Annotated in this window: 12 protein-coding genes; 3 read left to right on the top strand and 9 right to left on the bottom strand. The window is 72.9% G+C overall.

The genetic code is table 11. The features are described from left to right. The 6 genes from KME77_RS12125 to uraD all read right to left on the bottom strand — a co-directional run. A partial coding sequence (locus KME77_RS12125; RefSeq protein WP_219465876.1) for an 8-oxoguanine deaminase occupies positions 1-1,281 on the bottom strand: 1,281 nt, incomplete at its 3' end. A gap of 5 nt (positions 1,282-1,286) precedes the next feature. Next, positions 1,287-1,760, bottom strand: a complete 474-nt coding sequence (locus tag KME77_RS12120; protein ID WP_219465869.1) for a (2Fe-2S)-binding protein — start codon at positions 1,758-1,760, stop codon at positions 1,287-1,289. Positions 1,761-1,854: 94 nt separating this feature from the next. Further along, positions 1,855-2,715 carry an FAD binding domain-containing protein gene (locus KME77_RS12115; RefSeq protein WP_219465867.1) on the bottom strand — a complete coding sequence of 287 codons (861 nt, stop codon included), beginning with the start codon at positions 2,713-2,715 and terminating at the stop codon, positions 1,855-1,857. A gap of 4 nt (positions 2,716-2,719) precedes the next feature. Beyond that, positions 2,720-3,595, bottom strand: a complete 876-nt coding sequence (gene pucL, locus KME77_RS12110; RefSeq protein ID WP_219465865.1) for a factor-independent urate hydroxylase — start codon at positions 3,593-3,595, stop codon at positions 2,720-2,722. Positions 3,596-3,598: 3 nt separating this feature from the next. After that, on the bottom strand, positions 3,599-3,898 hold the full coding sequence (gene uraH, locus KME77_RS12105; protein WP_219465863.1) for a hydroxyisourate hydrolase: 300 nt from the start codon (positions 3,896-3,898) through the stop codon (positions 3,599-3,601). Then, entirely contained in the window at positions 3,895-4,380 is a 486-nt protein-coding gene (uraD, locus tag KME77_RS12100; RefSeq protein WP_219465857.1) for a 2-oxo-4-hydroxy-4-carboxy-5-ureidoimidazoline decarboxylase, read from the bottom strand. Before uraD ends, uraH begins: the two co-directional genes overlap by 4 nt. 152 nt (positions 4,381-4,532) lie before the next feature. Between uraD and KME77_RS29810 the strand changes: the two genes are divergently transcribed. The 3 genes from KME77_RS29810 to KME77_RS12085 all read left to right on the top strand — a co-directional run bounded on the left by KME77_RS29810 (position 4,533) and on the right by KME77_RS12085 (position 8,998). Continuing rightward, positions 4,533-6,335: a PucR family transcriptional regulator gene (locus KME77_RS29810; RefSeq protein WP_281424105.1), complete on the top strand. Its 1,803-nt coding sequence runs from the start codon at positions 4,533-4,535 to the stop codon at positions 6,333-6,335. Positions 6,336-6,378: 43 nt separating this feature from the next. Next, positions 6,379-7,218: a deoxyribonuclease IV gene (locus KME77_RS12090; RefSeq protein ID WP_219465856.1), complete on the top strand. Its 840-nt coding sequence runs from the start codon at positions 6,379-6,381 to the stop codon at positions 7,216-7,218. A 70-nt stretch (positions 7,219-7,288) separates the two neighbouring features. Further along, positions 7,289-8,998, top strand: a complete 1,710-nt coding sequence (locus KME77_RS12085) for an amidohydrolase (RefSeq protein ID WP_308250673.1) — start codon at positions 7,289-7,291, stop codon at positions 8,996-8,998. Between the two features lie 577 nt (positions 8,999-9,575). On the opposite strand, the gene KME77_RS12080 is transcribed toward KME77_RS12085, so the two are convergent. From KME77_RS12080 to KME77_RS12070, 3 genes are all read right to left on the bottom strand, one after another. After that, positions 9,576-10,316 (bottom strand): LytR/AlgR family response regulator transcription factor, encoded by a 741-nt coding sequence (locus KME77_RS12080; protein WP_219465854.1) that lies wholly within the window; start codon positions 10,314-10,316, stop codon positions 9,576-9,578. 97 nt (positions 10,317-10,413) lie between these two features. Next, positions 10,414-11,628, bottom strand: a complete 1,215-nt coding sequence (locus tag KME77_RS12075; RefSeq protein ID WP_219465846.1) for a sensor histidine kinase — start codon at positions 11,626-11,628, stop codon at positions 10,414-10,416. A gap of 56 nt (positions 11,629-11,684) precedes the next feature. After that, positions 11,685-12,281: a molybdopterin-dependent oxidoreductase gene (locus KME77_RS12070; RefSeq protein ID WP_219465838.1), complete on the bottom strand. Its 597-nt coding sequence runs from the start codon at positions 12,279-12,281 to the stop codon at positions 11,685-11,687. Positions 12,282-12,484 lie beyond the last annotated feature (203 nt).

The raw sequence follows: 12,484 nt of genomic DNA, 5'->3' as shown, positions 1-12,484 counted from the left end.
GGCGTCGTGGGCGACCGTCCGCAGCTCGTCGCCGGCCACGACGGTCTCGCCGCCGACCAGCAGCCGGGCCAGCGGCGGCTGCCGGGTGGCGAACACCAGGCGGCACACCGGGTCGGTCACGGCGGCGGCGAACGGCTCGTCCACCCGCCACAGCGCGACGTCGGCGAGCTTGCCGGGTTCGAGCGTCCCAAGCTCGTCCTCGCGGCCCAGGTTCCGGGCGCCGCCGAGGGTGGCCATCTCCAGGGCCTGCCTGGCCGTGAGCGCGCCGGGCCCGTGGGCGGCCCGCTGGAACAGCAGCGCCTGCCGCATCTCGCCGGACAGCGTGGTCAGCTCGGAGGAGGCGCTGCCGTCCACGCCGAGCCCGACGTTCGCGCCGCGCCGCAGCATCTCCGACACCCTGGCGATGCCGGCGCCGAGCCGGCCGTTGGAGGACGGGCAGTGGGCCGAGCCGGTGCCGGTGGCGGCGAACTTGCCGATGTCGGCGTCGCTGAGGTGCACCGTGTGCGCGAACCACACGTCGGGGCCGAGCCAGCCGAGCTTCTCCATGTAGTCGACCGGGCGCACGCCGAACTGCTCCAGGCAGTGCTCGTCCTCGTCCAGCGTCTCGGCCAGGTGGGTGTGCAGGCGCACCCCTTTGTCCCTGGCCAGCGCGGCGGCCTCGGTCATCAGCTCGCCGCTGACCGAGAACGGCGAGCAGGGCGCGACCGCGACCCGCAGCTTCGAGGAGAAGGACGGGTCGTGGTGGGCGTCGATCGCCTCGGCCGTGGCGTCGAGGATCTCGTCGAGGCGTTCGACGACGACGTCCGGCGGCAGGCCGCCCTGCGACTGTCCCCGGTCCATGGAGCCGCGCGCCGGGTGGAAGCGGATGCCCAGGTCGCGGGCCGCCTCGATCTCGGCGGCGAACAGGTCGCCACGGCCCTTGGGGAAGACGTAGTGGTGGTCGCTGGAGGTGGTGCAGCCGGACAGGGCCAGGTGGGCGAGCCCGGCGGTGGCGGCGCCCTTGACGACCTCGGCGTCCATGGCGGCCCACACCTGGTAGAGGGCGGTCAGCCACTCGAACAGGGTCGCGTCCTGGGCCAGGCCCTGCGAGGCCCACTGGTACAGGTGGTGGTGGGTGTTGACCAGGCCGGGGGTGGCCAGGCAGCCGGTCGCGTCGATGGTGTCCGGGTCGGCGGGCGCGTCGGACATGGGGCCGACGGCGGCGATCCGGTCCCCGTTGATCTGGATGTATCCGGATTCGATCTCGGGGCCGGCGACGGGCGCTATGTGGGCGTTCGTGATGAGGGTCACCGGGTGACCGCCTTCCGCTCGGCGGCCAGGCGCACGGCGTCCAGGATCTTCTCGTAGCCGGTGCAGCGGCACAGGTTGCCGGCCAGCGCCTCGCGGATCTCCGCGTCGGAGGGCCGCTCGACCCGCTCGATCAGGTCGTGCGCCTGCACGATCAGGCCCGGCGTGCAGAAGCCGCACTGCACGGCGCCGCACTCGACGAACGCCTCCTGCACCGGGTCGAGCCGGTCGCCGTCGGCCAGTCCCTCGACGGTACGGACCTGACGGCCCTCGGCCTGACCGGCGGCGACCAGGCAGGCGCAAACCGGCGTGCCGTCCAGGTAGACCGTGCACGAGCCGCACTCGCCCTGCTCGCAGGCGTTCTTGGAGCCGGGCAGGCCGAGGCGCTCGCGCAGCACGTACAGGAGGCTCTCGCCCTCCCACACGTCGTCGGCGCTCTGCTCGCGGCCGTTGACGGTGAAGGTGACGCGCATCAGGCGGCCCTGCTTCCTGTGTCGGTCGTGGCGGCGCTGGCGGTCGTGGCGGCGCTGGCGGTCGTGGCGGCGCTGGCGGTCGTGGCGGCACGCATCAGGCGGCCCTCTTTCCTCGGTAGTCGTTCCAGGCCCAGGTCAGCGTGCGGCGGGCCATGACGCCGATGGCGTGCCTGCGGTAGTCGGCGGTGCCGCGCACGTCGTCGATCGGCGAGGCGGCCCGCGCGCACAGCTCGCCGAACCGCCTCAGCACGCCGGGGTCGAGCCGGGCGTCCCAGTCCAGCTCGCGGCTCAGGAAGTCCTCCGCCTCCAGCGCCCTGCGCGGCGTGGGCGCGGCCGAGCCGAGCCCGGTGCCGACCCGCCGCTCCCCGGGGTGCAGCGCGACCGCGAACGAGCACACCGCGATCACCATGGCGTTGCGGGTGCCGACCTTGGAGAAGTACTGCGGCCCTGGGGCGGCGTCCAGGTGAACGGCCCTGATCAGCTCGTCCGGCTCCAGCGCGGACCGCTTGACGCCCAGGTAGAACTGGTCGGCGGGGATCATCCGGACGCCGCGGTCACGCGACTCGACCTCGATCACCGCGCCAGCGGCCAGCAGCGGCGGGTGACTGTCACCGGCGGGCGAGGCCGCGCCGAGGTTGCCGCCGACCGAGCCGCGGTTGCGGATCTGCGGCGAGCCGACCGTCCGCGACGCCTGGGCGAGGCCCGGCAGCGGCTCGCGCAGCTCCTCGATGATCCGCGCGTACGGGACGCCGGCCCCCACGCGGTAGCTGCCCTCCCCCAGGGTCCAGGTCCGCAGCTCGGCGACCCGGTTGAGGTCGAGCAGCGCCTCCGGCCGGTGCACGTCGAAGTTGATCTCGACCATGACGTCGGTGCCGCCCTGGATGGGCACCGCCCCGGGCCGGTCCGCCTTGGCGGCCAGCGCCTCTTCCCACGTGGTGGGACGCAAGAAATCCATCGCTCTACTCCCAGGCGAAAGCCGCGTCGGGGGCGCCCTCCCGCAGGACGCCTCCCTCGATCAGTCCGTACGGGCGGTCGGCCGCGTAGTAGACCTCGTTGTTGTTGTCCAGGCCGAACGGTGACAGGTCCACCAGGAAGTGGTGCTTGTTCGGCATCGACAGCCGGACCTCGCAGACCTCGGGACGGTTGTCGAGCACCCGCCTGCCCATCGTGTACAGGGTCTGCTGCAGCGACAGGCTGTGCGTGTCGGCGAACGCGTCCAGCAGGCACGCGCGCACCTCCTCGTACGACTTGCCGTACCCGTCACCGGGCCCATCACTACCGGGCACGTGCCGCCAATGCGCGGTGACGGCCGTGGCCAGAATGCGGTCGGTCGTCGGCCGGAGGGTCGTGTACTCGTCCTGGATGTAGCCGTGGAACTCCGAGCCCGTCGTGTTCAGCACCACCAGGTCCTTCAGCCCGGAGACCACCGTGGTGCGCCCGTCCCGGTCGTGGTGGACCACGCAGGTGCGCACCTCGCCGCCGTCGCGGCGGAAGGAGTGGTCTCTCATGCGGCTCCAGCCGTACTCGTCGACCTCCACCCTGGCACGGTGGATCGACGGCTGCGCCTCCACGTAGTGCCTGGCCAGCAGTAACGCGAAGTCCTCGATCTGGTCGAGGCCGTGTTTCCTGGCGAAGGCGTACACGGTGTTCTTCTGCGTGTCGGTCGGCAGGACGCGGGAGTTGTCGCCGGTCAGGTGGACGGACTCCATGTCGCCCGACAGCGAGGTGCTGACGTTGACGTCCTTGAGGTGGTGGGTGTCCCCCTCCCTGACGACGCGGACGAGCCTGGTCTCCGCCTTGCCGTAGCGGTTGGGGCCCAGGATGACGTCGGACACGTTTCAGCTCCCTCGATAGGTGGAGTACGCGAACGGGCTGAGCAGCAGCGGCACGTGGTAGTGCTCGGCCGGGTCGGCCACGGTGAAGGTGATGACGACCTCGGGGTAGAAGGTGTCGCCGAGGTAGGCGCCGGTGTCGAAGACGACCCGGTGGACGCCCACGCCGGGGTTCCAGCCCTTGATCCGGCCGTCGGCGTCGGTGCGGCCCTCGGCCACGACCCGGCCGCCGTGCTCCAGGCGTACGCGTACGCCGTCGGCGGGGCGGCCGGTGACGGCGTTCAGCACGTGCGTGGAGAAGCTCATCGCGGCCCCTCCAGCAGCTTGGCCAGCCGCAACCGGGTGATCTTGGCCAGTTCGTCGCGCACGGTGACGCGCTCGGCGTCCTCGTCGTGGCGCAGGCGCTCACGCAGCCGGGCCAGCATCCGCGTGCCGGTCAGGCCGGTGGCGCAGATCAGGTACACGTGGCCGAACCGCTCCTCGTAGGCGCGGTTGCCCTCGGCGAGCGCGGCGCGCGTGTCGTCCTCGACGCCCGCCTGTTCCTGTCTCGACCAGGCGTCCTTGCCGCGTTCGCCGATCCTGGGGTGGGCGCTCAGCGCCTCCAGCACGTCCGGCCAGTCCAGGGCGCGCACGGCCGCGTCGGCGGCGTCCTGGAGCTGTTCCTGGTCGCGGTACGGCCGCCCGGCGGCGACCCGCGCGGCGAAGGTCTTGGAGGCGCAGCAGGCCAGCAGGTCGGCCTCGGCGGCGGCCGGTTCCCGTTCGTTGAACCCGGTGAGCGTGATGGGCATGTCAGCAGTACACACATGCGCGTAGTGCCCGGTCCATCCGCAAGAACTCCGAACTGGCGCGGGCGTCGGCCAGGACTTTTCGTGTCATGCTCCAAGTTCCGAGCGTGTGCCGGGATGGGTACGGGTTGAGGCACATGACCGGAGGGTGTGACATGCGACTCAACGCGCTGCTGGAGATGCCGGAGCTGGGGCTGTCCACGGTCGTGGGTGAGGAGGAGCTGGAGCGCCCGCTGCGATGGGTGGTGACGACGGACCTGCTGGAGCCGGGACGCTACCTGTCGGGCGGTGAGCTGGTGCTGACGGGGCTGATCTGGCGGCACGAGGCGGCCGACAGCGAACGGTTCGTGGCCGCGCTGGCGGCGGCGGGCGTCGCGGCCGTCGGCGCCTGCGACGCCCGCGCCGGCACGCCAACCTCCCCTTCCGCGCCTGCCGGGGGGCCGGCCGGGGCGGCGGGTCAGCCCGTGGGCGGTGACCTGCCCGGTGATCTGGTGGCCGCGTGCCGCAGGCATCGGATGCCGCTGTTCTACGTGCCGCGCGCCCTGGGGTTCGCCGAGGTCACCGAGCACATCGTGCGGCGGTTGTCGGGCGAGCGCGCCTCGGACGTCACCGCCGTCCTCGACCGGCACCGCCAGCTCGTGTCCGGCGCGGGCCTCGCCCCTGTGCTGGAGATGATCGGCCGCGACCTGGGGATGCGCTGCTGGGTGCTCACACCGTCGGGGCGGCTGGTGGCGGGCTCGCACCCGCTGGCCGATGCCGAGGCGGCGGCGCTGGCCCGGTCGTTCCTGACCGCCAGGCGGCTGCCGTGCGTGCGGGGCGGGTACTCGCTGTTCCCTGTGGACGAGCAGGCGACGTCGCGGGTGGCGGACTGGTTCGTGGCGTTCGAGGGCTCCAGCGACGACTGGCCCGAGGAGCGCCGCGCGCTCGCCGGCGAGCTGGCGGCGGTGGCGGCCCTGGAGCGGGTGCGCCTGGACGACCGGCTCAGCCCCGAGGGCCGCATCGGCCAAGAGCTGGTACGGCTGGTGCTCACGGACGGCCGGCCCAGCGACATCCTGCCCCGCCTGCAGGTCACCGGCCTGTCCGGCGCCAAAGGCGGGGAAGGCGTGAGGGGCACGAAGGGGGCGAAGGGCGCGAAGGGGGTCGAGGGCCCCGAGGAGTACGTGGCGGTCGCGGCGCGCGGCGGCGGCCTGCGGGCGGCCGAGCTGCGCGCGGTCGTGAAGGAACTGCTGCACGGGCCGGGCACGCCCGCGGTCGTCGGCGTCGTGGACGGCGAGGCGATCGCCCTCGTCCCCGCCACGTCCCGCCACACCCCGGCCCCCGATCCCACGACCACCCGCGCGACGCAGACCGGAACTCCTGCGGCCGCCCGCGCGACCCAGGCGGGGAATCCCGGGGCCGCGAGCCCGACACCGGACGGGACTCCCGTGGCCGCCGGCCCGGCCTCGGACGAAATCCCCGTGACCGCCCGGGACGGTGATCTGGCGGCCCGGGTGCGGGAGGCCGTTCACGCGCTGGCCCCCGGCCTGGCCGGCGAGCGGCTGACGGTCGGGGTGAGCGGGGTGGCGCCGGTCGAGGGGCTGCGGGGCGCGGTGGAGGAGGCCCGCTTCGCCCGCCGCATGGCCGAGGGCAGGGCGGGCCCGGACGCGGTGGTCGGCCACGACGAGCTGGCCACGCACGTCCTGCTGCTGGCGTCCGTGCCGGACGACGTGCGGCAGATGTTCCGGGTGCGGCTGCTGGACCCGCTGCGCTCGTACGACCAGGAGCACCGCGCCGACCTGGTGCGCACGCTGGAGGCGTTCCTGCAGTGCTCGGGCTCGTGGACGCGCTGCTCGGAGCTGCTGCACGTGCACGTGAACACCCTCAGGTACCGCATCCAGCGCATCCAGGACCTGACCGGGCGCGACCTGTCGCGGCTGGAGGACCGCGTCGACTTCTTCCTGGCCCTGCGGCTCGGCTGACGGCGTACGGAGGCGCCCGCCTGCGCCTAAACTGTGAGCCATCATGACACCGACCTCTCTCATCGGCGGACACGTCTCCGTCGCCGGCGGCCTGGCCACGGGCGGTCTGAAGTACATGGCCGACATCGGCGCCGAGATGATCCAGGTGTTCGTCACCAACCCGCGCGGCTGGGCGCTCACGCCGGGCAAGCCCGACCAGGACGCCGCCCTGGCCGCCGCGGGCGTGGACACCTTCATCCACGTCCCCTACCTGGCCAACTTCGGCTCGCCCAACCCCGAGACGCTGGCCAACTCGGTGGCGATCGTCCGCTACACCTTGCGGCGCGGCGTCGAGACGGGCGCCAAGGGGGTGGTGGTGCACACGGGCTCGGCGGTGACGCAGCCGCGTGCCGACGCGTTGCGCCAGCTCCACGAGCACCTGCTGCCGCTGCTGGAGGAGATCCCCGAGGGCGGCCCCGACCTGCTGCTGGAGCCGATGGCGGGCCAGGGCGCGATGCTCTGCGCCACGGTTCAAGACCTGGAGCCCTACCTCGCGGCGCTCGACTGGCATCCGCGCGCGAACGTGTGCTTCGACACCTGCCACGCCTTCGCCGCCGGGCACGACCTCGCGGCGCCCGGCGGGGTCGGCGAGACGATGGACGCCCTGCACGCGATCGCGCCGGGCCGGCTGAAGCTGATCCACGCCAACGACTCGGTGGACGTGTGCGGGGCGAAGAAGGACCGGCACGAGCACATCGGCGCCGGCCTGATCGGCGCCCAGGCGTTCGCCGACCTCATGCGGCACCCGGTGGTGGCGGGCGTCCCGATCTGCATCGAGACGGCCGGCCCCGCGGCCAGGCACCGCGAGGACATCGAGACGCTGAAGAAGCTGCGCGACGGTTAGCCCCCCGGGGCACACCCGCGGCGCCAAGGCCACCACGGACCTGGGTATCTCCAGGAGCACGACGCTGAACGTGCTGCTCATCGTCTCGGTCGTCCAGTCCGTCACCCAGCCGGACGGCGCGCCGGGACGGCCCGTTCCCGCTCCCTGTGGAGGTCTGATGCGCCTGGACGCCCTGTTCGTCAACGGCCGGTTCACCACGCTCGACGCCGGGCGTCCCGAGGCCACCCGGCTGGGGGTGCTCGCGGGGCGGGTCGCCGGGCTGGACGAGGAGCTCGACGGCGTCACCGCCGACGTGGTGATCGACCTGCGCGGCGGGTACGCCGTGCCCGGGTTCAACGACGCCCACCACCACCTCAGCATGCGCGGCCAGCGGCTGCGCGAGCTGGACCTGCGGACCGGCTCGCTGGAGGAGCTGTACGCGCGGGTCGCCGAGCGGGCGGCCGGGCTGCCCGCGGACGCGTGGGTGCGCGGCGCGGGCTACGACCAGAACAAGCTGGGCGGCGCGCACCCGACGCGTGAGGCCCTGGACAAGGCGGCCGGCGGGCGGCCGGTCTGGCTCCAGCACACCTCCGGGCACATGGGCGTGGCCAGCACGGCGGCGTTCGCGCTGATGGGCTTCCCGAGCCTGGAGGACTTCCCCGAGGTGCCCGGCGGGTCGGTGGGCCGCGACGCGGCGGGCCTGCCCGACGGGCTGCTGACCGAGCGGGCGCAGGCCCTGGCGCACGCCGTGCTGCGCCCGGTCGGGCACGAAGCCTTCGTGGCGGGCATCGGGCTGGCCAGCGAGGCGGCGGCGGCCGAGGGGCTGACCAGCTTCACCGAGCCGGGCGTCGGCCTGGGCCTGGCGGGCAACGGCCCGCTCGACATCGCCGGCTTCCAGGACGCGGCGCGGCGCGGCCTGCTGCTCCAGCGGGCCACGATCATGCCCGGCTCCCCGAACCTGCACGACGTCGGCGGCTCGCTCGGGCTGGACCTGGGGCTGCGCACCGGGCTCGGGGACGAGTGGCTGCGGATCGGGCCGGTGAAGGTGTTCTCGGACGGGTCGCTGATCGGCAGGACGGCCGCGATGTGCCGCGACTACGCGGGCGAGCCCGGCAACCGCGGTTTCCTCCAGGAGGAGGCGGCGGCGCTGCGGGAGTTCATCCTGCGGGCGCACGACTCGGGCTGGCAGGTGGCCACCCACGCCATCGGCGACGCGGCCGTGGACGTGGTCCTGGACGCCTACGCCGAGGCCCAGGCCAGAACGCCGCGCCCCGACGCCAGGCACCGGATCGAGCACTGCGCGGTGACCAGCGACGCCCAGGTGGCCAGGGTCGCCGAGCTGGGCGTGATCCCGGTGCCGCAGGGACGGTTCGTCTCGGAGCTGGGCGACGGCATGCTGGCCGCGCTCGGGCCGGAGCGGGCGCGCGGCTGCTACCGGCAGCGCTCGTTCCTGGAGGCCGGCGTGGTGCTGCCGGGCAGCTCGGACTGCCCGGTGGTGGAGGGAGCGCCGCTGCTGGGCATCCACGACCTGGTCAACCAGCGGACCGCCACCGGCGCGCCGTTCAACCCGGAGGAGGCGCTGACGGCCGGGCAGGCGCTGCGGGCGTACACGATCGGGTCGGCGTACGCGGTGCGCGAGGAGCACCTGAAGGGGACGCTGAGCCGGGGGAAGCTGGCTGACTTCGCGGTGCTCTCGGACGATCTGCTGGCCGTCGCCTCGGAGCGGATCCGGGACGTCGCGGTGACGGCGACGGTCGTCGGCGGCCGGGTGGTGCACGACACCGCGGACTTGACAGCCTGACCGCGTCTCTGTCAACCGTCACCGGGATTTTGTACGCGTGTAGGGACGCCCGCCTTCGCGACCCGGCCGCCCCCGCGGGGCCGGATCGCGGTCCGCCCCGCGGCCACAGCGGGCGTCCCACACGTGCCGGCAGGCGGGCCCAACCCCCCGGTAAAGGGCCCGACAGCCGTGGTGACCTGGCAGGTCACCGCGGATCCGGCGCATCGGACTGTCCTTCAGGCCTTGCGGCCCGTCCCCCCGATGCGCCGGGGTGGCTTTCCGATGCGATGAACACTACGGTCGCGATCTTGAGGGCGTAACCCTCTTTACGGTCAGCTCGTTGAACGGTCTGTAGTCATCGATATACGGAGAGTGGTCAAACGACGAACGGCGTTTCCGACGGGACGAACGGTCACTTCCGGAGTCTCCGTGATCATTCCGCACGCCCGGCCCAGACCGGTGAAACGTCAACTTAACCCGTGTGACCAGGGAAGTCTTCACTAACCCGGCGGACAGCCGGCCGGAGCGCAGGAGAGAGGCGGCCGTTCGCACGCCCCGCCTTCACGCCCACCCTTCAGGGGGCCGGACGGTCAGGCCGTCAGGAGACGGCGCCGCGGTGCTGGCGGACGAGCTGCTCGCGGACCTGACGGCTGTGGCGCCTGCTGACCTGGAGCGTCTCGGTGCCGACGGTCAGCATCACCCTGCCGCCCTCGAACCTCAGCTCGCTGACGTGCCGCGCGGAGACGAGCGTGCTGCGGTGGACCCGGATGAACCCGGCCCCCGCCCAGCGCCGCTCCAGCGCCGCCAGGGACATGCGGACGAGGTAGCTGCCGTCGACCGTGTGCAGGCGCACGTAGTCGCCCTTCGCCTCGGCGTACCAGACCGCCTGCTGCGGCACGAACCGGGTGCGCCCGCCCAGCTCGACCGGGATCACGTCGTCCTGCGGCTGCTCGGCCACCGGCGAGGCGGCCGCCTCCAGCCTGCGCACCGCCTCGGCCAGGCGCTCGGCCCGGACCGGTTTGAGCAGGTAGTCGACCGCCTCCAGCTCGAACGCCTGCACCGCGCACTCCTCGTGGGCGGTGACGAACACCAGCCTGGGCGGGCTGGGGAAGCCGCCGACCAGCCTGGCCAGGTCGAGGCCGTCGATGCCGGGCATCCTGATGTCCAGGAACACCCCGTCGAGCCGCTCACCCGCGCCGATCATCTGCACGATGTCCTGGAGCGCCGCGACGCTGTCGCTCGCGGTGGTCACGTGCTCCACGCGAGGGTCCTTGCGGAGCAGGTAGGCCAGCTCCTCCAGTGCGGGCACCTCGTCGTCGACGGCAAGAACGCGCAGCATGGCCTCCACGCTGCCGTATGAACGCGGAGGTCACAAGCGACTTGGGGACACACGGTGAATGATTGACCACGCAGGACGACCGGGCCGCGCCGGCCGGCTACAGGGAGCCGAGCCGCGCCTTGGGCACGCGCAGGCGCACCTTCGTGCCGGAGCCCAGCGCCGTCTCCACCACCAGGCCGTAACCGTCGCCGTAGATCTGGCGCATCCGCACGTCCACGTTGGCCAGGCCGATGCCGTTGCCCTCGCGCCTCGGGTCGTCGTCCAGCACCCGCCTGGCCTGCTCGGGGTCCATGCCGGCGCCGTCGTCCTCGACCGTGATGTGCGCCTCGGGCCCGGCGTCGCGGACCACGACCCGCACCTCACCGGTGCCGCCACGGCTGCCCATGCCGTGCTTGATCGCGTTCTCCACCAGCGGCTGCAGGCACAGGAACGGGACCGGCACCGGCAGCACCTCGGGGGCCACCTGCACGCTGAAGCGCAGCCTGTCGCCGAAGCGCGCCCGCTCCAGCAGCAGGTAGCGGTCGACGCAGGTCAGCTCGTCGGCCAGGGTGGTGAAGTCGTGCGCCCTGCGCAGCGCGTACCGGGCGAAGTCCGCGAAGTCCAGCAGCAGCTCCCTGGCCCGCGCCGGGTCTGTGCGGACGAAGGAGGCGATCGTGGTCAACGCGTTGTAGACGAAGTGCGGCGAGATCTGCGCGCGCAGCGCCCGCATCTCCGCCTCCAGCGCGCGCCGCCGCGAGGAGTCGAGCTCGGCCAGCTCCAGCTGCCCTGACACCCAGCGGCCCACCTCGGTGACCGTGCGCACCAGCGCCGCGCTCACCTCGCGGTCGAAGGCCGCCAGTGTCCCGACGACCTTGCCCTCGACGAGCAGCGGCACCGACACCGCCCCGTACGGCTCGCCGGGGAAGACCTGCGGCAGCCCCGACGCCAGCGCCGTGCGCGCGTAGGTGAGCACCTCGTCGGTGCACGGTCCGTCCCACGCCAGAGCCGCCTCGGTCGAGGTGATCGCCACCGCGTGCGTGCCGAGCAGCTCGCGCAGATGTCGTACGGCCTTGCGCGCCGATTCGCGGTTGAGGCCCGCGCGCAGCGAGGGGGCGGCCATGGCGGCGATGTGCAGCGTGGTGAACGTCGCCTCGTCCTTCCAGCGACCGGCGCGCGGCTCGCCGGAGGGGCCGCCGGGAAGCTCGCCGGGGAGGCCGTCCAGGAGCCCGCCCGGCAGCCCGCCCGGCCCGGAGCGGCGGCGCGGCCGGAGCGCCGCGGCGTAGCCGAGCAGGAAGGTCAGGGAGGAGAGCGCCACGCATGCGGTGGTCAGCATGCGGGCAACCGTAGCCAACAACGGACCGTGTTCGGGGGGAAACGCAGCGTTGTTGACTAGGGGGGTCCCTCGCCGGGTTCTTCCTGGTAGGAGTAGCGCTGCTCGCGCCACGGGTCGGCCACGTTGTGGTAGCCGCGCTCCTCCCAGAAGCCCCGGCGGTCCTCGATCAGATACTCCACGGCGCGCACCCATTTGACGCTCTTCCACGCGTACAGGTGGGGTACCACGATCCGTACGGGGAAGCCGCGATCGGGGCTGATCGGCTTGTCGTCCAGCTCCATGGCGAACAGCGAGCCCTCGGCGGTGAAGTCCGACATCCGGAGGTTGGCGCTGTAGCCGTACTCGGCCCAGATCATCACGTGCCGCACGCCCGCGTCGGGCGGGACCGCCGCCAGGATGGTCGCCGGGCTCACCCCCCGCCACTCGTTGCCCATGAGCGAGAACTTGGTGACGCAGTGGAAGTCCGCCAGGACGCCGGTGCGGGGCAGGCTCTCGAACTCCGGCCAGGTGAAGCGGTGCTCCCGGCCCGACGCGGTGGCTCCGAACACCTGGAAGTCCCAGGTGTCGGGCCGGAACTGAGGCACCCTGCCGTAGTGGATCACCGGCCGGCCGCGCGGGACGTACTGGCCCGGTGGCAGGCGCGATTCCTCCACGTACACTCCCCTCGCCGGTTTCCGCGGTCTTGGGCCATCCTGCCATCGGCGCGGGCGCGTCTCGCGCGCGGGTACGGTGCGCTACGATTGCGGCCTATGCGCAACGCGTTCCTGTTTTGGTATGGCGACGGACCCGAGTCCGTTCGCCATCTGACGCTGCGCTAGCAGACAGGCGAACGAAAGGCCCCGGGTCCACTGGACCC

Origin of the sequence: Nonomuraea rhizosphaerae (assembly GCF_019396405.1) — a bacterium.
Classification (GTDB): Bacteria; Actinomycetota; Actinomycetes; order Streptosporangiales; family Streptosporangiaceae; genus Nonomuraea; species Nonomuraea rhizosphaerae.
Note: the sequence above shows the minus strand (reverse complement) of the source record. Positions and strands in the feature narration are given on the sequence as shown.